This window comes from Dactylosporangium siamense (assembly GCF_016862795.1).
Taxonomy (GTDB): Bacteria; Actinomycetota; Actinomycetes; order Mycobacteriales; family Micromonosporaceae; genus Dactylosporangium; species Dactylosporangium siamense.
On record NZ_BONQ01000091.1, the window covers coordinates 1 to 23,628 of the forward strand.

The window sequence follows — 23,628 nt, forward strand, 5'->3', positions numbered from 1 at the left end:
CCTGGTCATCGAGGGGTCGCGGTGATCCGCGTCCTGGTCATCGAGGGGTCGCGGTGATCCGCGTCCTGGTCGTCGAGGACGAGCCGATCGCCGCCGACGCGCACGTCGTCTACGTCGGGCGGGTGCCCGGGTTCGCTGTCGCCGGCCGGGCCGGCACCGGCGCCGACGCGCTGCGCCTGCTCAGCCGGGTGCCGGTCGACCTGGTGCTGCTCGACATGCACCTGCCGGACCTGCACGGGCTCGAGGTCGTGCGGGCGATGCGGGCGGCCGGTCACCGCGCCGACGTGATCGCCGTGACGTCGGCGCGGGACCTGGCGGTGGTCCGCGCCGCGGTGTCGCAGGGGATCGTGCAGTACCTGCTGAAGCCGTTCGTGTTCGCGACGCTGCGGGACAAGCTCGACCGGTACCGCGACTACCGCCGGCAGGTCCTCGACGCCGGTTCGGTGTCCGACCAGCACGAGGTCGACCGGCTGCTGGCCACGTTGCGCAGCGCCGACCCGGTCAACCTGCCCAAGGGTATGAGCCAGGAGTCGCTCGACGCGGTCTCCGCGTCCCTGCGCGGCGCCGCCGCCGGCCGGTCGGCCGCCGAGGTCGCCGCGGTGCTCGGCGCGTCGCGGGTGACGGCGCGGCGCTACCTGGAGCACCTCGCCGACGTCGGGCTGGCCTCCCGGCACGCCCGGTACGGCAACGCCGGCCGCCCTGAGGTCGAGTACCGCTGGAAGGCGTGACCGCACCGGTCAGCGGGTACAGCGCGCCGGTGCCCAGCAGTGCGGTCCCGGAAGAAGGCAGGTAGGCAGATGCCCACACGCGTGTTCCTCGCCGGAGCGTCCGGCGTGATCGGCCGGCGGCTGATCCCCCGGCTGGTCGACGCCGGATACGTCGTCGGCGGCATGACCCGCTCACCCGACAAGACCGACCTGATCAGCCGGCTCGGCGCCGAACCGGTCGTCTGCGACGTGTTCGACCGCGCCGCGCTGACCCGGGCCGTCCGGGACTTCGCCCCGGACGTCATCATCAACCAGCTCACCGACCTGCCGGACGACGTCGCGGACATCGGCGCCCACGCCGAGATGAACGCCCGCGTCCGCACCGAGGGCAACCAGAACCTGATCGACGCCGCCCGCACGACCGGCAAGCCCAGGATCCTCGCGCAGACCGTCGCCTGGCAGCTGCCCGACGGCCCGGACGCCGCGGCCGCGGCGGAGCTGGAGCGTTCCGTCCTCGCCGAAGAGGGCGTCGTGCTGAGCTACGGGCAGTTCTACGGCCCCGGGACCTACCACGAACGCGACGTCCCCGCGCCGCCCCGCATCCAGATCGACCGCGCCGCCGAACGGACGGTCGAGCTGCTGGACGCGCCGTCGGGGGTCGTCGTCATCACCGACTGACCGTGACGGTGAGAAACGGGGTGACGCCGGCGTCTGCCGCCCGCGTGCTCCATACGCTGGGGTGATGTCGACGATCCGTGACGCCGTCGAGCGTGTTCCGCGGCCCACCGTGTTCGTGCTGTTCGGTGCGACCGGCGACCTCGCCAAGCGGATGGTGCTGCCGGCCTTCGCCACGCTCGCCGCCGAGGGACTCCTGCCGAAGGAGTGGGTACTGATCGGCAACGGCCGTGGTGACATCCCGCACGAGGACTTCCGCGACCACGTCCACAAGGCGCTCAGCGAGTTCGGGCCGCGGCCGAAGAAACGGTGGTGGCGCGACTTCGAGCCGAGGCTGCTGTTCGCCGGCGGCGGGTTCGGGGCCGACGACCCGGGCAGCCTGCTCGACGTCATCGAGCAGGCCCGCTCGCGGACGGGCGAGGACCCGCAGCTCGTGCACTACCTCGCCGTCCCGCCGGTCGCGTTCGGCGGGCTCACCGAGGCGCTGGGCAGGCACGGGCTGGTGGACGACGCGCGGGTCGTCTACGAGAAGCCGTTCGGCACCTCACCGGACACCTTCCGCACCCTGAACCGGACGGTGCGGCGGGTGCTGGACGAGTCGCAGGTGTACCGGATCGACCACTTCCTCGGCAAGGAGGCGACCCAGGACCTGCACGTGCTGCGCTTCGCCAACGAGGTCTTCTCCGCCATGTGGGACCGCGACCACATCGAGTCCGTGCAGATCGACGTGCCGGAGACCCTCGGCGTCGACGACCGCGCCGGGTTCTACGACGCCACCGGCGCGGTGCTGGACATGCTGGTGACGCACCTGTTCCAGGTCGCGGCCGAGGTCGCGATGGAGACCCCGGCCTCGCTCGGCGCCGCCGACCTGCAGGCGGCGCGGGAGAAGGTGATCCGCGCGTTCCGGCCGCTGGATCCGGCGGAGGTGGTGCTCGGGCAGTTCGCCGGCTACCGGGAGGTGCCCGGCGTGGCGCCCCGGTCGAAGACGGACACGTTCGTCGCCGCGCGGCTGTGGATCGACAACCCGCGCTGGCGCGGGGTGCCGTTCCTGCTGCGGACCGGCAAGCGGATGGCCGACAGCCAGCAGCGCGTCAGCGTCGTGCTGCGCACCCCCGTGTGCCCGTTCCCCGGCCTGCCCGAGCAGACCAACCTGCTGTCGTTCTCCCTGTCGGGCACCGGCGAGATCGACCTGCGACTGCTGGCGAAGCAGCCCGGTGTGGGCCTGCGCGTCGAGCCGGCGACGGCACGGCTGCCGCTGTCCCAGCTGCCCGACGCCGAGCCCCTGCCGCCGTACGTGCGGCTCATCCACGACGTCCTGCTCGGCGACCGGTCGCTGTTCACCCGGCCGGACGGGCTGTCGGCGGTGTGGAAGGTCGCGCAGCCGCTGCTGGATCACCCGCCCCGCCTCGCCACATACGCGCAGGGCTCCTGGGGCCCGGCCCGCGCCCGTGCCCTCCCCGCGCCGCAGCGGTGGCTGCTCGGCGAGTAGCGCGCTTCTGCAACGCCGGCGTTTGTGTGCGGCCGGTGCGGGCAGCTTCCCCGGCGTGAGCACCTGGACCAGGCGTGAGGACGAGCGGCTGCTGTCCGGCCGGGGTCGTTACGTGGCCGACATCCAGGTCCCGGGCTGTCTGGACGCGGCGTTCGTGCGCAGCCGCGTCGCGCACGGCACGCTGCGCGACGTCGACTGCGCCGCCGCCCGGCAGGTGCCCGGGGTGGTCGGGGCGTGGTCCGCCGCCGACCTGCACGACCTGCCGCCGTGCGCGCACGCAACCGCCGACCTGCCGGACCTGCCGCCCATGCCGCACACGGTGCTGGCGAACCTGTCCTCGGACGAGGCGGTCGCCGGCCGGGAATGGCCGGTGCTGGTGAAGGACCGCGTGCGGTACCCGGGTGAGGCCGTCGCCGTGGTCCTGGGCGAGGACCGGTACCGGGCCGAGGACGGCGCCGCCGAGGTCACGGTCCGGATCGACCCGCTGCCCGCGGTGGTGACGCCCGAGGCGGCCCTGGACGACACGGTCCGCCTGTTCGAGGGGCTGAGCAACGTCGCCCTCGAGGGCTCCACCGGGCAACCCGTCGACGAGTCGGTGTGGCAGCACGCGGCGGCAGTGGTGGAGGGCAGGTACCGCCAGGCGCTGCTGCTGCCGACGCCGATGGAGTGCCGGACGCTGCTCGCGGTCCCCGACGGCGACCGGCTGACGGTGTGGTCGGGGCATCAGGCGCCGCACCGGCTGCGCCGGGAGCTGGCCGCCGCCCTGGGCTGGCCGGCCGAGCGGATCCGGGTCGTGGTGCCCGACACCGGGGGCGCGTTCGGGTCGAAGAGCGCGTCGTTCCCCGAATACGTCGCGGTCGCGTTCCTGGCGGTGCGGCTCGGACGGCCGGTGCGCTGGATCGAGGACCGGCTGGAGTCGATGCTGGTCGCGACCCGCGGCCGGGGCCAGGACCAGCGCGTCCGGCTCGCCGCCGACGCCGACGGCCGGCTGCTCGCCTACGAGCTGCACATCGACGCCGACGTGGGCGCCTACCCGCACATCGGCGCGGGGCTGCCGATGCAGACCGCGTGGATGGCGACCGGCCCGTACACGACGCCACGGGTGCACGCGACGCTGCGGTCGGTGCTGACCAACACGATGACCACCTACCCGTACCGCGGGCCCGGCCGGGCCGAGGCGACCATGGCCCTGGAACGGTCGATGGACACCCTCGCCGACCGGCTCGGCATCGACCCGGCGGAGCTGCGCCGGCGCAACCTCATCCCGCCCGACCGGTTCCCGTACGAGACGCCGACCGGCCGCCGGTACGACAGCGGCAACTACGCCGCCGCGCTCGACCTGGCACTGGAGTCGCTCGGCTACGACGCGTGGCGCGCGGAGCAGGCCCGGCGCCGCGCGGACCCGCACGCCCTGCCGCTGGGCATCGGGCTGTCCTGCTACGTGGAGCGCTCCGGCGGTGAACCCGGCGGGCTGCACGAGTTCGGCAGCCTGGAGGTCGGCGAGGACGGTGTGATCACCGCCCGGTGCGGCGCCGCCTCCAGCGGCCAGAGCCACGAGACCGTGCTCCCCGCGCTGGTCGCCGCGAGCCTCGGCGTGGACGCGGACCGGGTCCGGCTGGTCGACGGGGACACCGGCGAGCAGGCCGACGGGGTCGGCTCCTTCGCCAGCCGGACGGCGCAGGTCTCCGGCGCGTTGCTGAGCCACCTGTCCGCGCTGCTGGCCGACGAGGCCCGGGACCGGGCCGCGAAGCTGTGGGACCTGCCGCCGGAGACCGTGCGGTGGTCCGGCGGCACCGTGCACGGCCCCCACGACGGCGCACCGGCGATGGACCTCGCGGCGCTGGTGCGGGCCACCGGGCCGCTGCGGGTCGACGACCGCTTCGAGTCGGCGATGGCGTTCCCGTTCGGCACTCACGCCGCGGTCGCCGAGGTCGACCCGGAACTCGGCACCGTCCGGGTGCTGCGGCTGGTGACCGTCGACGACTGCGGTGTGGTCCTGGACCCGGCGGTGGTCCACGCGCAGGCGTTCGGGTCCGCGGTGCAGGGTCTCGGCCAGGCGCTGTACGAGGGCATGTGCTTCGACGACGACGGCGTGCCGGTGCTCACCGACGGCCTGCTGGACTACCTGCTGCCCACGGCCGCGGAGGTCCCGCCGTTCGTGGGCCGGGACACCTGCACGCCGAGCCCGGCGACGCGGCTCGGCGCCAAGGGAGCCGGCGAGTCCGGCTGCATCGGCACCCCCGCCGCCGTGGTCAACGCGGTGGCGGACGCGCTGCGGCCGGCCGACCGCGACGTGCTGCAGCTGCCGCTCACGCCGGAGCGGGTCTGGCGGGCCGCGCGGTGAAGCCACCGGTGTTCGACTACGTCGCGCCGCGGTCGGTCCGCGAGACCGTCGACGCGCTCGGCGACCCCGGACGCACCGCCGCGGTCATCGCCGGCGGGCAGAGCCTGCTGCTGGAGATGCACCTGTGGCGGCGCAGACCCGACCTGGTGGTCGACGTCAACCGGGTCGCCGGACTCGACGGTCTCGGCGTCGACGGCGGCTCGCTGCGGGTCGGCGCCCTGGTCCGGCACGCGGCCTTCGAGGCGCCGCAGGCCGTGCCGGGCCCGCTCGGCACGCTGTTCCAGCAGGCGGTGACCAACATCGCGCACCCGCCGATCCGCGCCCGCGGCACGCTGGTCGGCAGCCTCGCCTGGGCGCACCCGGCCTCGGAGTGGTGTGCGGTCGCACTGGCCCTGGACGCCGACCTCACCCTGCGGGACAGCGACGGCGCCCGGCAGGTCCCGGCCCGTGACTACTTCCAGGGGCCGCACCGGACCGCCCGCCGGCCCCGGGAACTGATCACGTCCGTGCGCTTCCCACTGCTCAGCGACGACACCGGCGTCGCCTTCATCGAGCACCGGCGCACGCACTTCTGCTTCGCGACGGTGGCCGTCTCCGCGACCCTGACCGTCCGGGACGGCGTGATCACCGGCAGCCGGATCGGACTGGTCAACGCCTCGGACCGGCCGGTGCGGGCACTGGCCGCCGAGCAGTCGCTGCTCGGCGCCGAGATCGCCGACGACCTGTACCACCGCGCCGGCCGCGCCGCCGCGGAGCAGGACGCCGCACCGGTCGCCGAGCCGTTCGCCGACCCCGGGTACAAGCGGCAGGCCGTCGCGGTCCTCGTCGGCCGGGCCCTGCGACGGGCGGCGGCGGACCAGCGGTCGCGTGCCGCCGGACGTACGGAAGGACTCCGATGAAGATCACCCTCACGGTCAACGCCACGGACTACCCGCTGGACGTGGAGCCGCGCCGGATCCTCGCCGACGTGCTGCGGGAGGACTGCCGGCTCACCGGCACCCACCTCGGCTGCGAACACGGCGTCTGCGGGGCCTGCACGGTGCTGGTGGACGGCGAGGCGGTCCGGTCCTGCCTCATGCTGGCCGTCCAGTGCGACGGCAGGTCGGTGCGCACCGTCGAGGGCCTGGCGGGAGCCGACGGCGGACCGCATCCGCTGCAGCGCGCGTTCTCCGCCGAACACGCCCTGCAGTGCGGCTTCTGCACCCCCGGCTTCCTGATGCTGGCCGCGGGCGCCCTGGACGCCGACCCCGACCTCGCCGAGCACCCGGAGCGCGTCGACAGCCTGGTCGGCTCCAACCTCTGCCGGTGCACCGGCTACGCACCGATCCGGCGGGCCATCCTGCGCGCGGCCGAGGAGCAACAGCGCCTCGATCTCCAGGCATGAATCAGCTGGACACGCCGCACCACCACGGACCGATGGTGGATCAGGCGGGCTGCGAGTCGGGTCCGGCACCCCAGCGGCTGAAGGCGATCCGCTTGCCGTCCGGGGAGTAGACCGGGCCGAGGTCCACGATCGCCGGCGTGTTGGTCAGCGCCAGTACATTCGTGCCCGCCGAGGTCATCGACATGATCTCGGGCTCGGTGCCGGGCAGGTCGTCATTGCGCGAGAACACGATACGAGCGCCGCGGACCAGGGCCGCCCCGGCCGGGCTCGCCGGGACGAACGGCAACAGCGCCGACACGATCAGCACGGCGAGGCCAGGCACGAACGGTCGCTTCATCCCGAAACCGGGACCCGCTCATTTCGGTCAATTCTTCGACGAGACCGAGAACCGACAGCAAAGTACCTGGTCGCCAGCCGGTGGCGTCCTGCCGAAGGATCTCGTTGCGCCGCGGCAGCGGCGCACAGGTTAGAGTGCGCTGTTCGTATCTTCGTTCCTGTCGATAGGGAGCCGCCGTGACCGAGCCGACGCAAACGTCGCCAGCGATCGACACGTCCGTCGCGCATCCGGCCAGGCGGTACAACTACTGGCTGGGCGGGAAGGACAATTTCGCCGCTGACCGCGAGTCGGCTGACGCGATCGAGCAGAAGTTCCCCGGCATGCGCGCCGGTATCCGCGCCAACCGGGATGTCCTCGGCCGGATGACCCGGTTCCTTGCCGCGGACGGCGGCATCCGGCAGTTCCTCGACATCGGCACCGGCCTGCCCACCGAGGACAACACCCACGAAGTGGCCCAGCGCGTCGCACCGGACAGCCGGGTCATGTATGTCGACAACGACCCGCTCGTCATGACCCACGCCCGTGCGTTGCTGACGAGCACCGGTGAAGGCGTCACCGACTACATCGAGGCGGACCTGCGGGACCCACAGGCCATCCTGGCCGCCTTGCGGCAGCGGGACACCCTGGACCTGTCCCGGCCGGTGGCTTTGATGCTGATCGCCATTCTGCACTTCATCCCGGGTCAGGGAGAAGCCCGCCCCATCGTGCGGCAGTTGCTGGACGAGCTTCCCTCCGGCAGCTACCTCGCCGCGACACATTTCACGTTGGACTTCATGCCGGAGCACGAGCAGAACACCTACCGGCAGATGCTCGACTCCGGCATGAGCGACATCTGGCCCCGCGACCGCGCCGAGTTCACCACGTTGTTCGACGGTCTGGAGATGGTCGATCCCGGCATCGTCCTGGTCTCGAAATGGCGCCCGCAAACCGACGACGACTCGGTCGACCCCAGCCGGATCAGCATCTGGGCAGGCGTCGCCCGCAAGCCGTAGCGCTCGGCCCGCTGGCGGCGTCGGGTCGTGGCGCCGCCGGACGGGCGAGGGCCGCGTTGCGTTGATCGTGGACAATCAACGTGCGTGGTATCCAAAGCAAGGAGCGCGGATGATTGCGGCAATCTTCGGATTCGCGGGCGTGATCCTTGGCTCCCTCACCACGTCGGTCCTCACCATCTATCGGGAACGGCTCGTCACGCAACGCGAGAGCGCCGTGCGTGAGCAGCAGCATCAGCGCGAGCGCAAGGCACTGCGCGACACGTTCCAACGCGACAGCATCCTGGCGCTGCAATCCGCGGTCACCGAGCTGATCAGAGCCGCATACGCGGAACTGGATCGCCTTCTGGACGAGCTGCGTCGGACCGGAGAGTGGAAAGCCCGCCAGTGGGAGACGCCCACCGCCACTGGATGGTCCACGGCGCTGCTCAGCCTCGAGTCCTCGCGAGCTCGCATTTTCGACGACGAGATCCGATCATTGGCGGATGACCTGAGAACCATCGCGGGCGAATCGGTGTGGGCGAGGGATGTCGAAACCGCGAAGGAAGCCAGTCGAAAGCTCGAGCCTCTGCTTGGCCGTTTCAACGCAACCATCAATCGCGCCCTGCCGGCCCTCTACTGACCGCATGCATGGGCACAGCCCAGCCCTCGCATGCGTCGATCGCCGTCCCGGCGAGTGACACCCGGCGAGTGACACCCGGCGGGCTGTCGGCACACCCGGTCGACGGCAGGACCGCACGCGATCATCCCCTGCGCCCCCGCGGACGAACGCGCAATGATGGTTGAGTGAAGGCGATCTACCCAGACGGCGGCGGTGGCGACCCGGAGGCCATGCCCGGCGTGTGTCCCGAAACCCAAGGTGCGGCCGGCGTCAGGTCACTCACACTTGCCGTCGACGGAGAGTCGTTCGCCCTCAGCCCAAACGAGTTCGGAGGCACCGACTACGCCTGGCTGAGCGGGCCGAACCCTGGCTACGGATTCGGCGTGAGTCCGACCCGGAGCCTGTCGCTCGACGAGCACATGGAGAACATCCGCAACTTCCTGGCCCAGGTTGACCCCGCCACGGGATACATCGAGGACGACTGAACCCTGCGTGGGCCCCGCCCTGCCGAGCCGGCAGTCATCGCCGGAAAAGTGTCAGGGGGTCCTCGTAGCATCCAGGGCGAGACGGGGGTGCACGATGGTCGGAGGGCCGTTCGCGGCGCTGGATGAGTGGCGGCTGATCCGCCGGTATGCGGTTCCCGCGTGGATGATCGCCGAATGCGCCGAGGCGCGGGAGCGCGGCGACTGGCGGGCCGCGTGCGAGGCGGCGCGGGTCACGGTCGCGTTCGACGATGCCGGGCCGGTCGCCGACCTGCTCGCCGGGCTCGCGCCGGACCTGCTGCGCTGGCACCTGCCGCGGGCGATGGACGGCACGGCGGCGCTGCTGCCGAGGACCCGCTACGTGCTCGCGCCCGAGGGACCGGTCACGGCGGAAACCGTCGTCCTGGGAGTCCGGTCGCCGCACTGGGTCTCGGCATCGCAACGCCTCACGTTGCAGGCGGTGCGCATCGGCGACATCTCGCCAGGGCCGGTGTTTCCGGTGCCGCCACACATGTGGGACGCGCGCCGGGCACACGAGCTGCGGGCACTGCCGGTCGACGAGTCGACCTGGGTGAACGATCCGTGGAAGTCGGCCGGCTGGATCATCGACGCGCCGAGCTCACGGCGGCGGATGCGCGATGGCCACGAGTTGCTCCGCCTCACGAACCCGCGGCTCGCGGCGGTCGAGCTGCGGCGCGTCGCCGCGCAGTATGGGCAGAGGTCGTGGGAGCTGCGCTCCAGCATCCTCAAGCGGCGGTCGTGGTTCTCCCGGCAGCTGCTGCTCGAGGTCGCCGGCCGGCGCAACCGGGTCGCTGTCGTCGACGACGAACAGCAAGGGGCGCAGGGAGGGCGGGCGCGGCACGAGGAGCCGGCCTCGGTCGAGTTCTGCCTGCACCCGTCGCTGCTGCGCGGCGCGGTCGACCTGGAGCTGGTCCAGCACGGGCGGCTCGGCGTCGCGGACGTGCACCCGCTGGTGCGGGCCGCCCTTTTCCCGTCGAGCGCGCCTGCTCCGGACGTGGTCGCTCCGGGTTTGGCACCGCCTGCGCCCCGCGAGCCGGCCGTGACGCCCGCCGGTTTCAGGGATGGGGAGCGGGTCAGGGTTCGCTGCGGGCCGGACTGGCACTGGCTTGCCCTGCGGGGCGGGCAGCTGGAGCCGCTCGACCACACCGCCGACGAGCGACGGCGTGAGCTGGCGCTGCAAGCGTTCGGCGGGATGCTGCGGGGTTGCTTCGCCGCCGAGGTCGCCTGGCACCAGGGTGGGGGCAGGCTGCCCAGGCGGCTCGCCGAGTATCGCCGCGACCTCTGGCGCCGCATGCACCACGGCGGCGGCAGGGTGGTCAGCTCGTTGCTCGACGAGGGCATGGACCCGCGGGTCCGCGACAATGTCGGCAGGACGCTGCTGCACCGGATCCACCAGTTCGAGCACGCCGACGTGCTGACCCGCCTGCTCTCCGCGGGCGCCGATGTCAACGCCGTCAACCATCTGGGTTACACGGCGATGTGTGAGGCCCTGGTCCACGGCGCCCCAGCCGATCTGGTCGCCGCCTTGAGCGACGCGGGTGCCATTCCCCGGCTGTCCCGGCTGGACCCGGCGACCTGGCCGGAGCCGGAGCCGGAACCAGTGCCGGCCGGGCCGCTGGCGGTGGGCCTGGACTGGGCCGACGTGGAGCAGGAGGCCAGGCGCGGCCACGACACCGCCGAACGCCCGCCATAGTGGATGACCCGCGTGTTGTGATCACCGACGTGCACACCATGCGCAGAGACAGGACCGAGCGGGCGTCGTCGTCGTCCGTCAGTCGGTGGTCAGCTGCCGCAGGAGGCGGTGCGCGACGTCGCGGGCGCTCCGGAACGCCGCCCACCGCGCGGCCCGCCCGGCGGGCGTGGTGCCGGCCGGGATGGTGACGGGGGTGGCGGCGAGGAACAGGTTGACGGTGAAGGGTTCCAGCGCGTCGACGTCGGTGACCCGGTCCAGGATGTGCCAGTGGCCGGCGTGGTCGTCGTGCGGCAGCGTCACGTACAGGGTGGCGAGGTCGCGGCCGGGAAGGTACATACCGGCCCGGTCGAACCCGGTGAAGGTGAGCCGGCCGGACGGCAGTTGCTTCACGCAGTGCATGGTCAGGGAGCCGTGGGCGAACATCCGCACCGGTTCGCACCAGCGCACCAGGTCGTGCAGGCGGCGGGCGTCGTCGTCGGTGATGGTGTGGGCGCGGTGGCGTTCGTCGATCATGCGGTGATGGTCGATCTGCCAGATCTGCGCGTCTTCGTCGTCCGGTCGCCAGGTCGACAGCTGCGCGGCCGCGGTGACGACGTCGCGCAGGTGCGCGGAGGTGAGGGCCGGGTCGGGCTCCTCGCGGGTCTGCAGCATCGTGCCGGGGCCACCCGACAGGATCAGGAACCGGTCGTTGTCGCTCCACCGGTAGGCGCCGGCGACGACCGGGGGCGGTGTCGGCCCGAACGCCGAGTACACGTGGATGCGGTGGACGAATCGGGCGCGGGCCTCGGCGGTGTCGGTGATGCGGATCTTGATGGTGGCGTTCTCGGCGTGGAAGCGGCCACGGAAGACCACCTCGTCGCGCGACATGCGGATCGGCGGCCGGGCGTCGATGCGGAAGTCGGGGAACAGCGCGGTCGGGTTCCACGAGGCCGGGTTGCCGGCGGCCGGCGGGTGATCCGCCGGTCCGGTGCCCGCCGGAGGCTGCTGACGCGGGGGCGGGGGATCCGGCTGGTCCGGCTCCGTGTCCTGCCGGCTGAAGCGCTGCCCGCAGCGGGCCGCGTAAGCGGCGATCTGTCGCAGTTCGCTGCCGGTCCAGGAGCGGGGGGCGCTGTCAGTGGCGCAGAACGCGCCCAGGACGTGGCCGGCGGCGGTGACGATCGGCGCGCCGGCGTAGGCGACCGTGTTGAGGTCGCTGATCGCCGGGTTGTCGTGCAGGACGGGATGCCGGCGGGCATCGGTGACGACGAGCGGCCGGCGGGAGCCGACCACGTACTGGCAGAACGAGTGGGTCAGCGGCGCGACGCGACGGCGCTGCCACTGCGGCGGCAGGCCGAGGGCGCCGGGGAAGCGTTGACCGTGCCGCTCCACGATCGACACGAGCGCGGCCGAGGTGCCCAGTTGGGTCCGGGCGGATGCGACGAGTTCGTCGCACCAGGCGTCGACGGTGGCCTCGCCGATCGCGGCGACCGCTCTCAGCCGGGCCGGATCACGGACCGCTGCCGCGGTGCGGACCGGATCGATCGAGTCCAGGGCTGCGTCCAGGTCCAATGGGGTACTCCTTCCGGCCTCGACGGTCTGCGGGGCGGCACCGTCCAGCGGCGATGCCGACATTCATCGCGAGTATGACGCGAGTGGCCCAGTGTTGCGTTTCGGTAATACCGGCGCGAAAAAAGTCTGACGATCCGTCGAAGGTAGACACACGTTCCGTTGATACGGCAGGGTGGCCACACGGACCGTCCTATCGATGCTGCCCACCGACTCGATGGGACTAGCGGAAGATCGCCAGCGGACGTCGGAGGTGCAAATGGGTTCAAATCCGTGCATCACGTGGCGCAACACCCGCTCAAGGTCGGGCGTTCAGGACGTTTCGTGATGGCGGGCCTCGAGGATGCGGCATCGCCGGGGAACGCGTTGTCGCCCCGGCACGTGCGCCGGGACCGCCTGCACGACGCCCTCGACCGCGCCGCAGGACACCGATGCGTCCTGGTGATCGGGATGGCGGGCATCGGCAAGACCGAGCTGCTGCGGGCCTGGTGCGCCGAACAGGCCGTGGTCACCTTCTACGACCTTGCCCACGACAGCCCGGCGCGGTTGCGCCCACCTGTCCGGACCAAGACGTCGATGTCGATGGTATTGGACAACGTACACCGCGCGAGCACGACGCAACTCGACGACATCATCGGTCTGCTCGCCCAGCCGGCCGGCCCGAGGCTCGTCCTCGCCGGCCGGTGGGTGCCGCCCCGGCTCCGGGCCGGCCTACCGTCCGCCGGCACCACAGAGATCGACGGTTCCGCGCTCGCGCTGACCGAGGACGAGACCGCGCGACTCTGCGCCCGCTACGGCCACCTGACGCCGGAGACGCTCGCCGAGGTGTACGCGGTGACCGGTGGCTGGACCGCGGGCGCGGTCGTCGCCGCCACCAGCATCGCCGGCGATCCGGTCGGCACCGAGCATCATCTGCGCCAGCTGCACGCCATCGGCGTGACCCTGCACGACTATGTCGTCGGCGACGTCTTGGCGCACCTGTCCGACGACGACCGCCGGGCCGTCGCCGACACCAGCGCGGTGGAGACCGTCTGCGCGGCGCTGTTCACCGCCCTCACCGGCCGCCCGGACGCCGGGCGGCTCCTGGAGGACCTCGCCCGGGACCGCATGTTCGCGGTGCCCGTCGGTGAGCGCGGTTGGCACCGGTACCGCCGGCTGTGGCGCACGGCCCTGTACCTGCACGCCCAGCACTTCGAACCGGAACGGCAGCGGACCCTGCATCGCAGCGCCGCCGACTGGTACCTCGGCCACGGCCGGTATCGCGAAGCGGTCCACCACGCGACCGCCGCCGGCGATCATCTGCTCGCCGCGGAGCTGAGCAACAGGTACCGCTTCCACCTCATCGCCGACGGCCCGCTGGTCACCGTGACGCCGGCGCCGTCACCCACCTGGCCCGTTCCGCTGACGGTCGTCAACCGACCGTTCCGGCAGGCCGGACCGGTGACCGCGGCTGCCGGCGTGATGTCGCAGCCGACGGCCGCGGCCCGGGACGCGCCGGACGCGGACGTCGCCCGGCACGTCGTCGAACACGCCGCGCCCGTCATCGCCGCCCTCGACGCCGGCTGCCCGCTCGAAGCACGGGCGCACCTCGTCACCTGGCTCCACGCCGCCCAACAACTCGGACCGCTCCCCCACGCCCGGGCACTGCGGCACTCCGCCGCCACGGAGCTGCAGCTCGGCAACCTCCACCTGGCCGCGGCCCACGCCGGCCAGACCCGCCGGATCCTCGCCGAGCACGGCGTCGGCGGCGCGCACGACGACGGCTGGGCCCGGATCGTGCTGGCCGCCGTGCACATCCAGCGCGACGAGCTCACCGCCGCCGCCGAGCAGCTCCGCGGGCTCGCCGTCGACCTGTGGCGCACGGACGCCCCGCTCACCGCCGCCGAGCACCTGCACCACGCCATGATCGAGCAGCAGCGCGGCGACGCCCGGGCCGCGCTGCGCACCACCCGGCAGCTCGTCGAGACCGAGCCGCCGTCGGCGGAGCTGCTCTACCTGCACATCCAGCTGCTGCTGGCCAACGGGGACGGCGCCGACGCCGGACGCTGCGCCACGACCCACGCGGCGCGGCTCACCGACCCGCTGCGCCGTCTCGTCGACGCCAACCTGCTGCTCGCCCAACGCCGGGCTGCCGAGGCCACCGAAACGCTGCAGGCCTTCGTGCAACGCACCGACGGATCCGTCCCGCACCGCATCGACGCCCTGCTCCTGCTCGCGGACGCGGCGGCGCAGATCGGTCACCTCGACCACGCCGCCCACCTGCGCCGCCAGGCCGAACGGGTCGCCGCACCGGCCGGCATCCGGCGCCCGTTCCTGCTCAACGCGGCGTACAGCCTCAACGCGGCGTACAACGGCGCGGACCCGAGCCGATCAGCCCGCGCCGAGCGGCTGCCACCGGCGACGGCCACGCTCACCGACCGCGAACTGACCATCCTGGGCCTGCTCGACACCCTGCTCACGGTCAGCGAGATCGCCGATGCGCTGCACCTGACCGACAACACCGTGAAATCCCACATCAGCGGCATCTACCGCAAGCTCAAGGTCCACCGCCGCCGTGACGCCGTGCGGCTGGCCCGCGCGCTCGAGCTGCTGTAGTGGGTCGCGCGAAGCGCGACCGACCCAGGACCGCCGGCTCCGGCGACGGCCGGCGGTCAGGACAACCCGGCCAGGAAGCACAGCCCGGCGGCGAGCAGGCCGGCCTCGACCAGGGACACGTTTCAGCGGGCTCAGTGGGGCGTGTGTCAGCAGCAACGCGCCGGCCACGGCGAGTGGGACGGCGCCGGCCGCGAACCAGCCCACCAGCGGCCACCGCACCGCGTCGCGGTTGAGCCACGTCCGGGAGCCGTTGCTCGACAGTTGCGTGAGGGTCAGCATCGGCACGGCGAAGCGCAGCCCGAACAGTGCCGTGAACACCGGCAGCAGCAGGACACCACCGCCGAACCCGGCGACCGCCGACAACACCGCCAGCAGGAACGCCGCCGCCGACGCGATCAGCAACGTGGGTCCCATCAGCCGCTCTCAACCGGCGGTGTGGCCCAGCAACGCCACGGCGGCATGGCCGGCGAGGAAGGCCGCGGTCAGCCCGGCCACGACGCTGCCGATCGCGTAGGCCGCGGCGAGCAGCTTCGCGCCGGTCTCGGACAACCGCACCGTCTCGAAGGAGAACGTCGAATACGTGCTCAGCGTCGCGCACAGTCCCGGCCCGATCAGGTGCTGCAGGGCGTCGGGCACCGCCGCCGCGGCGGTGACGCCGGTGAGCAGGCCGAGCACGGTGCAGGCGGTGAGGTTCACGGCGAAGGTCCCCCACGGGAACACGGTGCCGAGCCGGGCCTGGACGGCGCGGTCCATCAGGTACCGCAGGGGCGCGCCGACAACCGCGCCGGCGATGACCATCAACCAGTTCACGAGGCATCTCCACGGGTGCCGGAGGCGGGTGCGACGAGCCGCCGGGTGAGCGTGGCCGAGGCCCACACGGCGATCAGGGCCGCCACCAGCGTGGCGGTGAGGTACAGCAGGGCGAGCCCGGCCCGGCGCCCGTCGAACAGGTGCTGCGCGTCGACGGCGTAGGTGGAGAAGGTGGTGTAACCGCCGAGCACGCCGGTGCCGAGGAACGGCCGTGCCAGCGGGTGGGCGGCGCCCCGTTCGGTGATCAGGACCATGAGCACGCCCATCAGCGTGCAGCCGGTGATGTTGATCCAGAACGTGGTCCACGGGAACGTGCCGGGCGCGGTCGGCCACACGAGGCTCGCGCCGTAGCGGGCGCAGGCACCGAGCACGCCACCCGCCGCGATCGCCGCGAGGACCTGCGCCTGCCGTCGCTGTTCGGGTGGGCCCGGCTCGACGGCGGTGTCGGGGTCGAGCGGTTCGCGCTGCCAGCCCGAGTCGCGCTGCACGGGGCCTCCTACCTGATGCGTTCCACCCCGCACGCGGGCGCGCACGAGGAAGGTCAGGTAGGGACTGTTGGCGGCCGGTCACGGCCACGGTTCGGGTCCGGCGAGCCCCACCGCCGTGCGGTCACCCCGGGAGATGTCCGCACGCCTACGGTACCAAGCCCGCCCGGTATCGTGAATCGGGTCCTGACCTCGAAGGGCGGCGGTACCGGGCGGCGACCGTACCGTGGACCGACATCGCCGGCGGGCGGCAGCTCGCACCGGTGCACCGCACCTGGGACGGCCGGTTCTCGGTCCTGCCGCTGACCGAACTGACCATCGACGTCGTCGGCACCACGGCGCGAGGCCTGGACGACCTCGACGAGCACCTCGACGACGACCCTCTCGACGACCTGCGCGACCTGTACGGGCCGCTGTGGCGGCCCGGCACCGTCCCGCTGACCGCCTGGCTGTCCTCACCGGCGGGCCTGCTCGACCTGATCACCGCCCGGGCGCAGGGCCGGCCGAGCCGGTGATCGGCGCTCGTGGTCCAGGTGTCCGGTCACCTCGCGCATTGCGGTGCGCCGGTCGGGCGGCGACAGTGGACACATGAGGAGGCGGGGGCGCATCGACGCGCCGGTCCCGCCTCGCCTCACCGGGTGGCTGTGGATCGACCGCAAGCTGTTGCGCCAGGCGCTGCGGCGTGACGAGGCGCTCGTCACCGCCCTCGCCGGGCTCGTGCCGGCCCGGCCGGGCTGGAGTTTCCGCCGGGCCGGTGTCACGGCGGTGGCGGTGCTGGTCCACCTCGTCGCGCTCGGCGCCCTCGTGTTCGGTGGATGGCTGTCGACCCGCGACTTCCCCGGCGTCGGGCTGTTGCCCGGCGTGATCTCCCTCGCGTTCGGCGCGCTGTTGCTGCCACGTCCGGCGAGCCTCCCCCGCTACGCCACCCGCCTGCGCCGCGCCGACGCGCCGGACCTGTTCTCGTTCGTCACCGCTGTCGCCGGGGCGGTCGGCGTCCGCTGCCCCGACCTCATCGTCGTCGACGACCGGTTCGCCGCCGACGGTGGCACGGCCGGCCTGCTGCGCCGGCGGCACCTGCGGCTGGGCGCACCGTTGCTGGCGGCGCTGGACGGGCAGCAGCGGGCCGCGGTCGTGGCGCATCAGCTCGCGCACTTCAGCAACGGCGACCCGCTGCGCGGGCCGGTGGTCGGCTCGGTCGACCGGAGCATGAGCGCCCTCGTCGAACTGTTCGAGCCGCGCAAGGACACCACGTTGCGGGCCTTCCAGGACCCGGCGATCCTGAAGGCAAAGCTGGGCATCGGCGGCGGCGCGGGCAACGCCGGCACCACCGTCGCCGCCGTCTGGTACGCCGAGCTGCTCGTGCGCCCGTTCATCGCGGTGCTGCGGTGGGCGTCGGTGCTGGGACGGTTCCTGCTCGCCCTGCTGGTCAAGCCGGACGTCCACCGCGCCGAGTATCACGCCGACGCCGTCGCCGCCCGGGTCGCCGGCACCGCCGCCGTCCTCGAGGTGCTCGACGTCATGACCCTGCGCGAGTCGGTGCTGACCGTCCTGCGCCGGGAGGTCCGCGCCGCCGACGGCGACACTCCGGACCCGCCGGCCTGGCGGGCCGCCACGCGGCAGGTGCTGGAACACTCGGCGGCCCGCCTGCCGCAGTTGCGTGCCGCGGCTCTTCCGGCGTCCACCTCACCGTTCGCCGACCACCCGCCCCTGGCGCTTCGGGTGCGGCTGCTGCGTACCCAACCCACCGCCGAACCGGCATTGCACTTCACCGAAGCCGACTGCGCGGCGATGGACCGCGAGCTCGCCGACGAGCACCGGCGTTTCGCCCGGGACCTCCGCCACGGCTGAGTGCGGCGGGTGGTCAGGGATCGGCAGCCCGTCACACCACCGGCGTCAGGGGCGGCGCTGCGATGACGATGTCGGGCCGTGCACCACCGGCCGGCCGCCCTCCCAGGTGACCTCGTCGAGCCACAGCTGCCGGCCGGGAGCGATCGAGCCTTCCATGCCGGCCGGCCACGCGTGGTACAGCAGCCAGGTCCGCCCGTCGTGCTCCACCATGGACGCGTGGCCGGGCCCGGAGGCGCCGTTGCCGGACGTGAGGATCGGGTTGCCGGCGGGCTTGTGGCAGGGGCCGAGCGGGGTGTCGCACAGCGCGTAGCCCTCGGCGTAGTCGGCCTTGTCGTAGGCGTTGGCCGCGTAGAACAGGAACAGCTGTCCGTCGTGCCGCCAGAGGAACGGGCCCTCCACGACGTGGCCCTCCCACGCCTCGGTTTGCCGGAGCAGCCGCGACGGCTGTCCCAGCAGCGTCAGGCCGTCCGGGGACAGGCGCTGCGACCACAGCCACGTGTCCTGGCCGATGGCGTTGCCGTCGTTCTTCCACAGCAGGTAGAGGCTGCCGTCGGTGTCGCGGAACGGGCTGGCGTCGATCGAGCCGCCGAGGTCCGCCTGGCACACCAGCGGACCGGCGGCATGGTCCACGTAGGGTCCGCCGGGGGCGGTCGCGGTTGCCCGGCCGATGCACTGCCGTCCGGAGGCGCGGTCGGCGACCGTCGGGTAGAGCACGTAGCGCCCACGGTCGAGCGCGAGCACCTCCGGCGCCCAGGTCTTGCCGGGCGCGGCCCAGGCCGGCAGGGCCGGGAGCGCGTCCCCGGCCGGCGTCCAGGTGACCAGGTCCGGCGACGTGAGGACGGGGACGTTCGCGCCGGCGGCGTTGGTGTGGAAGAGGTGCCAGGTGCCGTCGACGAGGATCGCCTGCGGGTCCGGGGTGTCGGCGGTGTGGACCGGGTTGGTGAACATGCTGGGACCTTCCGCGGCGGGTGGGGGGCCGCCGCCGGCACAGCCGCCAAGGCAGAGCGCGGCGACGACGGCGGCGGCCAGGAGCGGGCGGTTCACCCCTTCAGCCCGCTGCGTGAGATGCCCTCGATCACGTACCGCTGGGCGAGGACGAAGAGCACCAGCGCCGGGACGCTGGCCAGGACGGCGCCGGCCATGACGACGGGGTAGTCGGTGACGTAGGCGCCCTGCAGCAGGCCCAGGCCGGCGGGCAGGGTCAGGTGGTCGGCGCTGAACAGGGTGAAGACCGGCCAGATGAAGTCGTTCCAGTTGGTGAGGAACGACAGCACGAGCAGCGTCGCGAGGGCCGGCCGGGACAGCGGCAGGACGACCTTGACGAACACCTGCCACTGGTTCGCGCCGTCGAGGATCGCGGCCTCCTCCAGTTCGCGGGGCAGCGACAGGAAGAACTGGCGCAGGAAGAAGACGCCGAAGGCCGAGGCCGCCGTGGGTACGACCAGCACGGTGAGCGTGTCGAGCCAGCCGATGGTGTCCACGATGAGGAAGCTCGGGATGATCAGGGTGGCCGGGGGCACGAACAGGGTGGCGACGATGAGCCCGAACATCGCGCCCCGGCCGCGGAACCGCATCCGGGCCAGGGCGTAGGCGGCGGTGGAGGCGGTGCCGAGCACGAGCGCGGCGTGCAGGGTGGCGGCGAGCATGCTGTTGGCGAACCAGCGCAGCACCGGGTTCTGCGAGCCGGCCTCGAACAGCCGGCCGTAGCCGTAGGTCGAGGCCGGGTCCGGCAGCCAGGTCGGCGGGCTCTGCTGGGCGGCAGGGTAGGTCTTGAACGAGGTCAGCACCATCCACACCAGGGGAATGACGAAGACGGCGGTGAAGACCAGGAGGGTGGCGTACAGCGCGATGCGGCGGATCGTCACGAGTCCTCCTGGTAGCGGAAGATCCGGAAGTTGGCGATGCTGACGACCGCGAGCATGAGCGTGAGGGTGACGCTCATCGCGGCCGCGCGGCCGGCGTCGTTCTGGCCGATGCCGAGGGCGACGACGTAGGACACGACGGTGCGGGTCTCGTTGCCCGGCGCGCCCTGGGTGATCAGGTAGGACTGGCCGAACATGTTGGCCGAGGCGAGGATCGTGGTGGTGATGACGAACAGCAGCACCGGCCGCAGCCCGGGCAGCGTGACGTGCCAGAACCGCTGCCAGGCGGAGGCGCCGTCCATCTTGGACGCCTCGTAGAGCTCGGCGGGGATGTCCTGCAGCCCGGCGAGGTAGATGACGGCGTTGAAGCCGCAGGTCCACCAGACGGTGACGCCGACGAGGGACACCCACGCCCACGGGGTCGCGGTCAGCCACGGGGTGTGGGTGCCGAAGAGGTGGTTGACGAAGCCGAGGTTCGCATCGAGCAGAAACCGCCACAGCAGCCCGACGACGGCGACGCCGAGCACGTAGGGCGCGAAGTACACCGCCCGGAAGAACGTGCGGCCCGGGAACCGCCGGTTGAGCAGCATCGCGATGCCGAGCGGCAGCGCGACGAGCAGCGGCACCGAGAGCACGGTGAAGATCGCGGTGGCGCGGACGCTCTCCCACCAGTCGCTGTAGACGAGCGAGTCGGGCGTGAACAGCTCCGTGTAGTTGTCCAGGCCGGTGAACGGCTTGTTGGGCAGCTGGAAGTCCCACTGGTGCAGGCTCAGCCACACGCCCAGCCCGATCGGCAGCAGCCCGAACACGCCGAAGATCAGCAGGTACGGCAGCAGGAACAGGTACGGCGTCGACGTGCCGTGCATCACCCGGGCCGACGATCCGGGTGATGCCACGGGCGTTGGCATCCCGGTCAGCTCCCGTACTTCTTGCGGTTGTCCTCGAGGAGCTTGTCGGCCTTGGCCACGCCGTCGTCGAGGGCCTGCTTCGGTGCCTTCTTGCCCAGTACCGCCTCGTTGAACGCCGTGTAGAACAGGTTGGTGACGTCGCCGATGCCGGGTGCGGCCGGCGGGAACGCGGCGTCGGGCAGCTCCGCGGCGAGGGTGTTGACCTCGGTGAGCTCCTTGAACTTCGGGTCGTCGCGGACCGCGTTGCGGGCCGGGACCTGCCCGCCGGCGGCCCAGTCCAGGGAGTGCTGGCTGAGCCAGTTGATGAAGACCTTCGCGCCGGCGACCTTGTTCGCGTCGGTAGTCTTCTGCTGCACGATGGTGAAGTTGTGCGAGTTGGCCCAGACGGCCTTCCTGGTGCCGATCTGCGGCACGGGCGCGACCCCCCACTGCACGTCGGGGCTCTTCTTGAGGTCGTTGACCTGCCAGATGCCGTTGATGTTGATGGCGTTCTGATTGCTCTTGAGCGCCAGGTAGTCCGCGTCCTGGCCGACGTTGGCCGGTGAGTGCCCGTCGGCGATGAGCTTGGTGAGCCAGCTGACGGCCTCGACGGCCTGGTCGGAGTTGAAGGTGGCCTTGGTCGCGTCGGCGTTGTAGAGCGCGCCGCCGAACTGGTGGACCAGTGAGTAGCCGGTCATGCCGCCGGTGAACTGGAACGGGCTGATCCAGAAGCCCTGGATGCCGGCTCCCTTCAGCGCGGTGAGCGTGGCCTCGAACTCGCTGCGGTTCGTCGGCGGCTTGGCCGGGTCGAGCCCGGCCTTCTGGAACAGGGCCTTGTTGTAGTACATGCCGACGGGGTGCATGTCGAGCGGGATGCCGTAGCGCTTGCTCTGGTAGAGGCCGCCCTTCCAGACCGTCGCGGCGAAGTCGGACTCGCTCAGGCCGAGCGCGGAGGCGACGTCGTCGACCGGCTGGATGACCTTGCGGGCGGCGAATGTGGCGATCATGTCCATGTGCATGACCGCGATGTCGGGGCCGTTGCCGCTGGACACCGCGCCGGGGAGTTTCGCGTAGTAGTCCTCCCACTTGTACGTGGCGACGGTGATCGCGATGTTGGCGTGCTCGGTGTTGAACTGGTCGACGAGCTTCTTGAAGATGTCGCCGTCGCCGCCGGTGAAGCCGTTCCACAGGTTGATGGTGACCTTGGGGCCGGTGTAGTCCTTGCCACCGTTGCCCGTGGTGGCGGGTCCCTTGTCGTCATCGCCGCAGGCGGCCAGGGAGACCGCGGCGGCGGCACCGAGGCCCAGGCCCAGCAGCTGTCGTCGGTTGAAGGTGGTCATGGTTCAGCGCTCCTCGTGGGGGTGTGCGAAGCGGATGAGGTTCCAGGAGGCGGCCTCGAGTCGGACCAGGCCGTCGGTGGGCGGTGCGAGCAGGCGTGGGGTGACGCGGTCGGGCGTTTCGGCGGTGTTGGTGGCGTCGCCGGCGGCGATGCTGAGGTGTTCGTGGGCGACGAGCCCGGGCAGGGCACGCAGGTCCAGCTGCAGCTGGATGTCGGTGTCGCCGCGGTTGACCGCGAAGACGGCGAGGGCGCCGGTCTCCTCGTCGTGGACGGCGACGGTGTCCACGGAGGGCACCCGGCCGTAGCGGGCGGTGTCGTGGGAGGGGCCGGTCGGCTCGGTGCGCAGGACCGTGCCGCGGGCGTGCCGGGCGGTGAGGGCGAACGGGTGGAAGATGCTCTGCCGCCAGGCCGACCCGCCGGTGACGGTGCGGATCGGCGCGATGACGTTGGCCAGTTGCGCCTGGCAGGCGACGCCGACCCGGTCGGCGTGCCGCAGCAGCGTGATGAGCAGGTCGCCGACGACGACGGCGTCGGTCGCGGTGAACGTGTCCTCGATGAGTGCGGGCGCCTCGGCCCAGTCGCGGTCCAGGTCGGCGGCGAGGCGCTGCTGGTACCAGACATTCCACTCGTCGAAGGAGATCTTGAGCCGGCGGGCGCGGCGCTGCTTCGCCGCGACCTGGTCGGCGGTCGCCACGACCTCGGTGATGAACGCGTCCATGTCGACCGCGGAGGCCAGGATGCTGGCGCGGTCGCCGTCGGTCGGGTCGTAGTAGGTGTGCGCGGAGATGTAGTCGACGTGCTCGTAGGTGTGTTCGAGGACCGTGGCCTCCCAGGCGGCGAAGGTGGGCATCCCCCGGTTGGAGCTGCCGCAGGCGACGAGACTGACCCGCGGGTCGACCATCTTCATCGCGCGGGCCGTCTCGGCGGCGAGCCGGCCGTATTCGTCGGCGGTCTTGTGCCCGACCTGCCAGGGGCCGTCCATCTCGTTGCCGAGGCACCAGAGGCGGATGTCGTACGGGTCCTCGGCGCCGTGTTTGCGCCGCAGGTCCGACAGGTGCGTGCCGCCGGGGTGGTTGGCGTACTCCAGCAGGTCGCACGCCTCCTGCACGCCGCGGGTGCCGAGGTTGACCGCCATCATCGGCTCGACGCCGGCCGCCCGCGCCCACACCATGAACTCGTCCAGGCCGAAGGCGTTGGTCTCGATGCTCTTCCAGGCCAGGTCGAGGCGGCGGGGCCGGTCGCCGGTGGGGCCGACGCCGTCCTCCCAGCGGTATCCGGAGACGAAGTTGCCGCCGGGGTAGCGCACCACCGACACCCCGAGCTCCCGGGTCAGTTCCAGCACGTCGCCGCGCAGCCCGAGCGGGTCGGCGGTGGGGTGGCCGGGCTCGAAGACGCCGCCGTAGACGCAGCGGCCCATGTGCTCGACGAAGGAGCCGAACAGCCGCCGGTCGGCAGGGCCGATGCGGAACGCCGGATCGATCGTGACCTTCGCGGTGTCCTTCGCCGTGTCCAATGCTGTCGCCTTCCGTTCGAAC

At 72.3% G+C, this 23,628-nt stretch carries 22 protein-coding genes and 1 pseudogene; 13 read left to right on the top strand and 10 right to left on the bottom strand.

The features are described from left to right. The first annotated feature begins 53 nt into the window (after positions 1-53). The 6 genes from Dsi01nite_RS29915 (at position 54) to Dsi01nite_RS29940 (ending at position 6,599) form a co-directional block, all read left to right on the top strand. Positions 54-728, top strand: coding sequence for a response regulator (locus Dsi01nite_RS29915; RefSeq protein ID WP_203849642.1), 675 nt, complete (start codon positions 54-56; stop codon positions 726-728). Positions 729-797: 69 nt separating this feature from the next. Continuing rightward, entirely contained in the window at positions 798-1,385 is a 588-nt protein-coding gene (locus tag Dsi01nite_RS29920; protein ID WP_203849643.1) for an SDR family oxidoreductase, read from the top strand. Between the two features lie 64 nt (positions 1,386-1,449). Next, entirely contained in the window at positions 1,450-2,871 is a 1,422-nt protein-coding gene (locus Dsi01nite_RS29925) for a glucose-6-phosphate dehydrogenase (protein WP_203849644.1), read from the top strand. A gap of 55 nt (positions 2,872-2,926) precedes the next feature. Continuing rightward, positions 2,927-5,215, top strand: a complete 2,289-nt coding sequence (locus tag Dsi01nite_RS29930) for a xanthine dehydrogenase family protein molybdopterin-binding subunit (protein WP_203849645.1) — start codon at positions 2,927-2,929, stop codon at positions 5,213-5,215. Between the two features lie 8 nt (positions 5,216-5,223). Beyond that, positions 5,224-6,114, top strand: coding sequence for an FAD binding domain-containing protein (locus tag Dsi01nite_RS29935; protein WP_203849646.1), 891 nt, complete (start codon positions 5,224-5,226; stop codon positions 6,112-6,114). Beyond that, a complete protein-coding gene (locus Dsi01nite_RS29940) occupies positions 6,111-6,599 on the top strand; it encodes a (2Fe-2S)-binding protein (RefSeq protein ID WP_203849647.1) in 489 nt (162 codons plus the stop codon). Before Dsi01nite_RS29935 ends, Dsi01nite_RS29940 begins: the two co-directional genes overlap by 4 nt. 40 nt (positions 6,600-6,639) lie before the next feature. On the opposite strand, the gene Dsi01nite_RS29945 is transcribed toward Dsi01nite_RS29940, so the two are convergent. After that, positions 6,640-6,936, bottom strand: coding sequence for a TolB family protein (locus Dsi01nite_RS29945; protein ID WP_203849648.1), 297 nt, complete (start codon positions 6,934-6,936; stop codon positions 6,640-6,642). Positions 6,937-7,112: 176 nt separating this feature from the next. Here Dsi01nite_RS29945 and Dsi01nite_RS29950 point away from each other — a divergent pair, with 176 nt between their 5' ends. From Dsi01nite_RS29950 to Dsi01nite_RS29965, 4 genes are all read left to right on the top strand, one after another. Then, positions 7,113-7,928 carry an SAM-dependent methyltransferase gene (locus Dsi01nite_RS29950; RefSeq protein WP_203849649.1) on the top strand — a complete coding sequence of 272 codons (816 nt, stop codon included), beginning with the start codon at positions 7,113-7,115 and terminating at the stop codon, positions 7,926-7,928. Between the two features lie 109 nt (positions 7,929-8,037). Further along, the gene (locus tag Dsi01nite_RS29955; RefSeq protein ID WP_203849650.1) at positions 8,038-8,547 is read left to right on the top strand and encodes a hypothetical protein; all 510 of its coding nucleotides are present in this window, start codon (positions 8,038-8,040) and stop codon (positions 8,545-8,547) included. A gap of 164 nt (positions 8,548-8,711) precedes the next feature. Beyond that, the gene (locus tag Dsi01nite_RS29960) at positions 8,712-9,011 is read left to right on the top strand and encodes a hypothetical protein (RefSeq protein WP_203849651.1); all 300 of its coding nucleotides are present in this window, start codon (positions 8,712-8,714) and stop codon (positions 9,009-9,011) included. A gap of 94 nt (positions 9,012-9,105) precedes the next feature. Then, on the top strand, positions 9,106-10,722 hold the full coding sequence (locus Dsi01nite_RS29965; protein ID WP_203849652.1) for an ankyrin repeat domain-containing protein: 1,617 nt from the start codon (positions 9,106-9,108) through the stop codon (positions 10,720-10,722). Between the two features lie 78 nt (positions 10,723-10,800). Here the strand turns inward: Dsi01nite_RS29965 and Dsi01nite_RS29970 are convergent, their stop codons facing one another. Beyond that, positions 10,801-12,333 (bottom strand): GAF domain-containing protein, encoded by a 1,533-nt coding sequence (locus tag Dsi01nite_RS29970; RefSeq protein ID WP_203849653.1) that lies wholly within the window; start codon positions 12,331-12,333, stop codon positions 10,801-10,803. Between the two features lie 261 nt (positions 12,334-12,594). On the opposite strand from Dsi01nite_RS29970, the gene Dsi01nite_RS29975 reads away from it, so the two are divergent. Next, entirely contained in the window at positions 12,595-14,862 is a 2,268-nt protein-coding gene (locus Dsi01nite_RS29975) for a winged helix-turn-helix domain-containing protein (RefSeq protein WP_203849654.1), read from the top strand. Positions 14,863-14,991: 129 nt separating this feature from the next. Here Dsi01nite_RS29975 and Dsi01nite_RS29980 read toward each other — a convergent pair. From Dsi01nite_RS29980 to crcB, 3 genes and pseudogenes are all read right to left on the bottom strand, one after another. Further along, a pseudogene (locus tag Dsi01nite_RS29980) lies at positions 14,992-15,276 on the bottom strand (sulfite exporter TauE/SafE family protein); the annotation flags it as partial. A 9-nt stretch (positions 15,277-15,285) separates the two neighbouring features. Beyond that, positions 15,286-15,672: a fluoride efflux transporter FluC gene (locus Dsi01nite_RS29985; protein ID WP_203849655.1), complete on the bottom strand. Its 387-nt coding sequence runs from the start codon at positions 15,670-15,672 to the stop codon at positions 15,286-15,288. Further along, positions 15,669-16,160 (bottom strand): fluoride efflux transporter CrcB, encoded by a 492-nt coding sequence (gene crcB, locus Dsi01nite_RS29990; protein WP_203849656.1) that lies wholly within the window; start codon positions 16,158-16,160, stop codon positions 15,669-15,671. Before crcB ends, Dsi01nite_RS29985 begins: the two co-directional genes overlap by 4 nt. 260 nt (positions 16,161-16,420) lie before the next feature. Here crcB and Dsi01nite_RS29995 point away from each other — a divergent pair, with 260 nt between their 5' ends. Together Dsi01nite_RS29995 and Dsi01nite_RS30000 are read left to right on the top strand one after the other, a co-directional pair. Next, positions 16,421-16,672, top strand: coding sequence for a hypothetical protein (locus Dsi01nite_RS29995; RefSeq protein WP_203849657.1), 252 nt, complete (start codon positions 16,421-16,423; stop codon positions 16,670-16,672). Between the two features lie 73 nt (positions 16,673-16,745). Beyond that, a complete protein-coding gene (locus Dsi01nite_RS30000) occupies positions 16,746-18,005 on the top strand; it encodes a M48 family metallopeptidase (protein ID WP_203849658.1) in 1,260 nt (419 codons plus the stop codon). A gap of 45 nt (positions 18,006-18,050) precedes the next feature. Here the strand turns inward: Dsi01nite_RS30000 and Dsi01nite_RS30005 are convergent, their stop codons facing one another. Genes Dsi01nite_RS30005 through arfA form a run of 5 tightly spaced genes read right to left on the bottom strand, consistent with a single transcriptional unit; the run spans position 18,051 to position 23,606 of the window. Then, entirely contained in the window at positions 18,051-19,049 is a 999-nt protein-coding gene (locus Dsi01nite_RS30005; protein ID WP_239136284.1) for a glycoside hydrolase family 43 protein, read from the bottom strand. After that, positions 19,046-19,870: a carbohydrate ABC transporter permease gene (locus tag Dsi01nite_RS30010; protein ID WP_239136285.1), complete on the bottom strand. Its 825-nt coding sequence runs from the start codon at positions 19,868-19,870 to the stop codon at positions 19,046-19,048. Before Dsi01nite_RS30010 ends, Dsi01nite_RS30005 begins: the two co-directional genes overlap by 4 nt. Then, entirely contained in the window at positions 19,867-20,775 is a 909-nt protein-coding gene (locus Dsi01nite_RS30015; protein ID WP_203849659.1) for a carbohydrate ABC transporter permease, read from the bottom strand. The genes Dsi01nite_RS30010 and Dsi01nite_RS30015 overlap by 4 nt, the downstream gene beginning before the upstream one ends. 5 nt (positions 20,776-20,780) lie before the next feature. Next, positions 20,781-22,094, bottom strand: coding sequence for an ABC transporter substrate-binding protein (locus tag Dsi01nite_RS30020; protein WP_203849660.1), 1,314 nt, complete (start codon positions 22,092-22,094; stop codon positions 20,781-20,783). Positions 22,095-22,097: 3 nt separating this feature from the next. Beyond that, entirely contained in the window at positions 22,098-23,606 is a 1,509-nt protein-coding gene (gene arfA, locus Dsi01nite_RS30025) for an arabinosylfuranosidase ArfA (protein WP_203849661.1), read from the bottom strand. Positions 23,607-23,628 lie beyond the last annotated feature (22 nt).